We start from the raw sequence: 5,103 nt of genomic DNA on the forward strand, positions 1-5,103 counted from the left end.
GTTCAAGGCGCCGCCGGTGCAGCTGGTGGGCTGCCCGTCGGTGGCGACGCAGAGCTTCCGCTTCGAGACGGTCGAGAAAGGCGTGTTCGTCGACGAGTACGCGCGGCAGAACGAGGTGCTGGTCTACGCCACCGCGCTCGCGCTGAGCCAGGCCCACGACCGGCTGCGCACGCCGGCCACGCATGCGCAGATGAAGGACGCGGCCGACAAGGAGCTGAAGTCGCTGCTGATCTCGCTGGCGCAGCCGCTGGGTCTCGCGATCAAGCCGGAGCAGATCGCGATCGAGCCGATGGATGCGCAGCAGTTGTCGGCGCCCGCGGTGTGGGTGCCGCGGATCGATGCGGCGGGGGTGCCGGATGCGGCGACCTTGAAGATGCTGAAGGATGCGGGGTGTGCCTCATGAACAAGGGAATCCGATGAAACGATGGTTGGGTGCAGCGCTGGACTACCTGCCTCGCTGGCTGGAACACCAGATGCGCGTCAGCGAGCAGCCGGGCTGTGCGATCGCGGTGGCGCACGACGGCAAGCTGGTGCTCGAACACGCCTTCGGGTACGCGAACCTCGCGCAGGGCACGGCGCTCACGCCGCAGCACCGCTTCCGCGTGGCCTCGCACTCGAAGACCTTCACCACGGTCGCGATCATGAAGCTGCGCGAGGCCGGGCGCCTGCAGCTCGACGACCGCATCGGCCGGCACGTGGGCGGCCTGCACCGCGACGTGGCCGCCACCACGCTGGCACAGCTGCTGTCGCACACCGCAGGCCTGGTGCGCGACGGCACCGACGCCGGTCAATGGCAGGACAGGCGCACCTTTCTCGACGAGGCCGCGCTGCGCGCCGACCTGGCCGGCGGGCTGGTGATCGATGCCAGCACCCGGTTGAAGTATTCGAACCACGGCTATGGGCTGCTGGGCCTCGCGATCGAAGCCGTCACCGGCGAACCTTATGTCGACTGGATGCGGCGCGAGGTCATCGCACCGGCCGGCCTTGCAGCCACCTCGCCCGATGCACCGATCGACGATGCCCTGCCCTTCGCCAACGGCCACAGCGCGAAGTGGCCGCTGGGCCGCCGCGTGGTGATCACCGGCGACAACCCGACGAACGCACTGGCCTCGGCCACCGGCTTCGTCAGCACCGCGGGCGACCTGGCGCGCTTCTTCGGCAGCCTGTCGCCGCAGGCGAAGCGCGGCGTGATCGGCAAGGCGAGCCGCCGCCTGATGTGGCACCGGCAGTGGCCCGACCCGTATTCCAGCCTCAACCGCAGCTACGGCCTGGGCACGATGTGCGGTTCGGTGGCGGACTGGGAATGGTTCGGCCACACCGGCGGCTTCCAGGGCACGCTGACGCGCACCGCCTGCGTGCCGGCGCAGGGCCTCACGGTCACGGTGCTGACCAACGCGGCCGACGGCATGTCGAACCTGTGGGTCGATGGCGCGCTGCAGGTGCTGCGTGCGCATGCGGTGCACGGTGCGCCGTCGAAGCGCGCAGCCGCCTGGTCGGGTCGCTGGTGGACGCTGTGGGGGGCGAGCGACCTGCTGCCGATGGACGGCAAGGTGCTGGTCGCGAACCCGGCCCTCGCCAATCCGATGCTCGACGCCACCGAGTTCGTGCCCGACAGCCGCAACCGCGGCCGCATCACGCTGGCCGGTGCCTTCGGCAACCATGGCGAGACGGTGCGCCTGCAGCACGACGCGCGCGGCGCGGCCCACGAGTTCTGGCTCGGCGGCACGAAGATGCTGTCGGAGCGGCGGGTCGCGAAGGAGTTGTCGGCGCGGGAAGGCGGGGCCGCCGATGCCTGAAGCCTTCCACGAAACCTACCGCGGCCACGACCTCGACTTCACGCCGCGCCCCTCCGCCGGTGGCGGCTTCAACGCGCGGCTGCAGGTGGTCCACAGCTTCGGCGCGCACCGCGACCAGTTCAGCGTCGACGTGGGCTCGACGGTGTTCCCGGAAGCGGAACAGGCCGCCCTGCACGCGCGGCAGGCCGGCCTGAAATGGGTCGATCAACGGATGGGCCCTGGGGTCGAGGCGCGACCCTGATCGATGCGCGAAGGCGCGTCGGCGTAAGGGGCTTCTCCTTCAAGCCTCGACTTTCGACATCGAGACTCGGAGAACACTTCCCCTCAAGCTCATGCGCGACAACACCAACTTCTCGAACGCCCAGATCAATCCATCCGTGGCAACCCTCAACCCGTCCCACACCGGTGGTAAGGTCGAGTGCCAGTCAGAGCGCCGCGGTGCGCCGCGAATGCAACTCGATGCGAGGACCTCCATGAATCCCGTCGTCATCAAACATGTTCCCGTTGCCGAACTCCCGGCGCAGTGGCGTGCTCAATTGACGCCAACTGGAAGCGGGTTGGTCACCGTGCACATTGAGGCTGAAGCCRACATATCGCAGCAGACAGACACTTCGGACACGCCCACCGACGACCCGCTGTTCGGCATGTGGCGTGATCGCGAAGACATGAAAGATGTCGAGGGCTACATCCGATCGATTCGTGCCTCGCGTTTCAACGCGGACGGCACGCCACGCAACGACTGAGGTTGCCGATGCTGATCGATTCAGATGTGCTGGTGTGGCACACGCGTGGTCATGTCGGCGCGGCCCGGCGTCTGGGCCATATTCGCCCATGGCGCATGTCGGTGGTGACGTACATCGAGCTCGCCCAGGGTTGCCGAAACAAGCGAGAGCTGCTGCAGCTGAAGAAAAGCCTGGCCGCGAGACGCACGGAAATCGTCCCGCTGACACCGGCCATCTCGCAGCGCGCGACAGAACTTGTCGAAGCGATGGCGTTGTCGCATGGTCTGCGGCTGGCTGATGCGCTCATCGCGGCGACCGCGGTCGAACATCAGGCCGTGCTGCTGACCGGCAATCGCAAGCACTTCCATGCAGTGCCTGAGATGCAGATCGAGGCGTTCGAGCCTTGATCTGCCAAAGGGCCGACCTGCGGCATGACACACGCCGCAGGCCAACCCCTCGCATCACGCCGGCGGCCGCACCGCCTGGCGAGCCAGCAGCTTCCATGCGCCGCCCTGGCGTTGCCACACCTGCAGCACGTGCAGCTTGACGTTGCCGGCCACGCCGCGGTCGTTGGTCTTGGCGACCAGCGTGTGGCGGATGATCGTGACGTCCTGCACCACCTTGACCGTCTGGTCGCTGATGTCGATGCTGACGAAATCGGAGTTACCGGCCACCAGGTCGCCGATGAAGCTCGCCTTCGTGTCGATCCTGCCACCCGAGTGGCCGTAGCTCAGCTCATCGGCCACCAGCACGCTCAGCACCGCCTGGTCGGGGTCGACCATCGCGACGCGCAGCTTCTCGGCCGCGGCCACGGCTGAATCGTTCGCGCCACCGCTGCCGGCGGGCATCACCGAACAGGCGCACAGCGCCAGGCTGCCGGCCAGCACGCCAAGCATGGTCTTGATCTTCATCATCGTCGTCTCCTTCAGGGGGTCATGAGGCCGGATCGGATGTCGTACGTCATCGTACAACTGCGAAACGGGCCGCATTATGAGGAGACCGATGTGCCCGCTGCCATGCGGGTTAGCCCTGGGTATCGGGGATCGCGATGGATCAGTTGTATGACGAGTTATGCCGTACGCAGTGCCGCCTTCAGTTCCTCACCCAGCTCCGGCTTCTGCGCGAACGGATCGGTCGGGTTGCGCGGCGTCATGATGTCCTCGAGCCGCGTCTGCACGCTGGCGAGGCTCTTCGGGTGGCYGAAGATGTAGAAGCGGTCATTGGCAATCGCATCGAACACCATCTGCGCCACGTCGGCGGCGCTGAGCTTGCCGCTGGTCACCGCCTTGTTGCTCATCGCCTGCGCGATCAGCTGGCTCTTCGTGGGCTTCACGGCGCCGTCGCGCAGGTCGGCCGGCCGGTTGCGATGGCTCTGGTGGATGCCGGTGGGCACGAAGAACGGGCACAGCACCGAGGCGCTCACCTGGTCGGTGACGAGGCGCAGGTCCTGGTAGAGCGTCTCGCTGAGCGCAACGACCGCATGCTTGGTCACGTTGTAGACGCCCATGTTGGGTGCGCACACCATGCCGGCCATCGACGCGGTGTTGACGATGTGGCCGCGCCACGCGGGATCTTTCCCTGCAGCCTCCAGCATCATCGGCGTGAAGACCCGCACGCCGTGCGCGACGCCCATCAGGTTGACGCCGACGACCCACTCCCAGTCCTTCAGCGTGTGTTCCCAGATCAGCCCGCCGGCCCCGACGCCGGCGTTGTTGAAGACGAAGTTCGGCGCGCCGAAGCGCTCGAAGGTGGCCGCGCCCAGCGCCTCGACCTCGGCCGCCTTCGCGACATCGATCCGCTGCGCGAGCACCTGCGCGCCGAGGCTGCGGATCTCGGCCGCCGCGGCATCGAGCGCGTCCTGCTGCACGTCGGCCATCACGACGTTCATGCCCAATCGCGCGGCGATGCGCGAAGCCTCGAGCCCGAACCCCGAACCCGCGCCGGTGATGACGGCGGTGCCACCCTTGAAGTTCTTCATGTCGTCTCCGTTGAAACCTTCTTGACCTGGTAGCCGATGCGTGGGAAATGCACGTGCAGCAGCCCGCCGCGCTCGTCGCGCCGCTCGATGACGACCTCGTGCGCCGTGAGCCCGACCAGCGCGCCGGCCACCGGATCGGGCGCGTAATCGGTGGGCATCACGGTGACGGCCGTACCGGCGTCGAAGCCGAGGCCGGGCTCCACCTTCGTCGGCACGTGCCCGGTGGTGCGCGCGGCGATGTCGAGCGCGTCGGCACTCGTCATCTTCTCGACCGTGCCGTGCCCGAACGCCGCGACCCGCTCGTACCAGCCGATCAGCTTCTGGAACGGCGCGAGGATGGTCGCGACGGGCGGCGCGCGGCGCACGTACCACAGCGATTGCGCGACCGAGAAATCCGCGATGCAGGGCTGCGCGCCCATCAAGAACGGCCGGCCATCGGCCACCTGCGATTCGAGCCAACTGAAGTAGCTCTGCAGTTGCACGGCGGCATCGGCGGTGGTCACGCGGCGCATGCCGGCGGTCATCGCGGCGCGATCCGCACCGAAGGCCTTCAGGAACTCGGGTGGCGCCCCTTCGAAGATGTGGGCCACGCCGGCCGGCTGCATCG

Annotated in this window: 8 protein-coding genes; 5 read left to right on the forward strand and 3 right to left on the reverse strand. The window is 67.7% G+C overall.

The window, feature by feature from the left end; all coding sequences use genetic code 11:
* The 5 genes from AC1D15_RS17420 to AC1D15_RS17440 form a co-directional block, all read left to right on the forward strand.
* Window positions 1-403 (forward strand): hypothetical protein (locus tag AC1D15_RS17420; RefSeq protein ID WP_477826962.1); only part of this gene is annotated, 403 nt, incomplete at its 5' end.
* Window positions 404-416: 13 nt separating this feature from the next.
* Window positions 417-1,796 carry a serine hydrolase domain-containing protein gene (locus AC1D15_RS17425; RefSeq protein WP_477826963.1) on the forward strand — a complete coding sequence of 460 codons (1,380 nt, stop codon included), beginning with the start codon at window positions 417-419 and terminating at the stop codon, window positions 1,794-1,796.
* Window positions 1,789-2,037, forward strand: coding sequence for a hypothetical protein (locus tag AC1D15_RS17430; RefSeq protein ID WP_477826964.1), 249 nt, complete (start codon window positions 1,789-1,791; stop codon window positions 2,035-2,037). The genes AC1D15_RS17425 and AC1D15_RS17430 overlap by 8 nt, the downstream gene beginning before the upstream one ends.
* A gap of 91 nt (window positions 2,038-2,128) precedes the next feature.
* Entirely contained in the window at window positions 2,129-2,539 is a 411-nt protein-coding gene (locus AC1D15_RS17435) for a hypothetical protein (RefSeq protein WP_477826965.1), read from the forward strand.
* 8 nt (window positions 2,540-2,547) lie between these two features.
* Complete coding sequence (locus AC1D15_RS17440; protein WP_477826966.1) at window positions 2,548-2,925, forward strand: type II toxin-antitoxin system VapC family toxin; 378 nt, start codon at window positions 2,548-2,550, stop codon at window positions 2,923-2,925.
* 54 nt (window positions 2,926-2,979) lie between these two features.
* On the opposite strand, the gene AC1D15_RS17445 is transcribed toward AC1D15_RS17440, so the two are convergent.
* The 3 genes from AC1D15_RS17445 to AC1D15_RS17455 all read right to left on the reverse strand — a co-directional run.
* On the reverse strand, window positions 2,980-3,429 hold the full coding sequence (locus AC1D15_RS17445) for a nuclear transport factor 2 family protein (protein WP_477826969.1): 450 nt from the start codon (window positions 3,427-3,429) through the stop codon (window positions 2,980-2,982).
* Window positions 3,430-3,587: 158 nt separating this feature from the next.
* Window positions 3,588-4,496, reverse strand: a complete 909-nt coding sequence (locus tag AC1D15_RS17450) for an SDR family oxidoreductase (RefSeq protein ID WP_477826967.1) — start codon at window positions 4,494-4,496, stop codon at window positions 3,588-3,590.
* On the reverse strand, window positions 4,493-5,103 hold a 611-nt coding region (locus tag AC1D15_RS17455), incomplete at its 5' end, for a glutathione S-transferase C-terminal domain-containing protein (protein ID WP_477826968.1). The genes AC1D15_RS17455 and AC1D15_RS17450, both read right to left, overlap by 4 nt.

Source organism: Rhizobacter sp. P2_H2 (assembly GCF_056403375.1).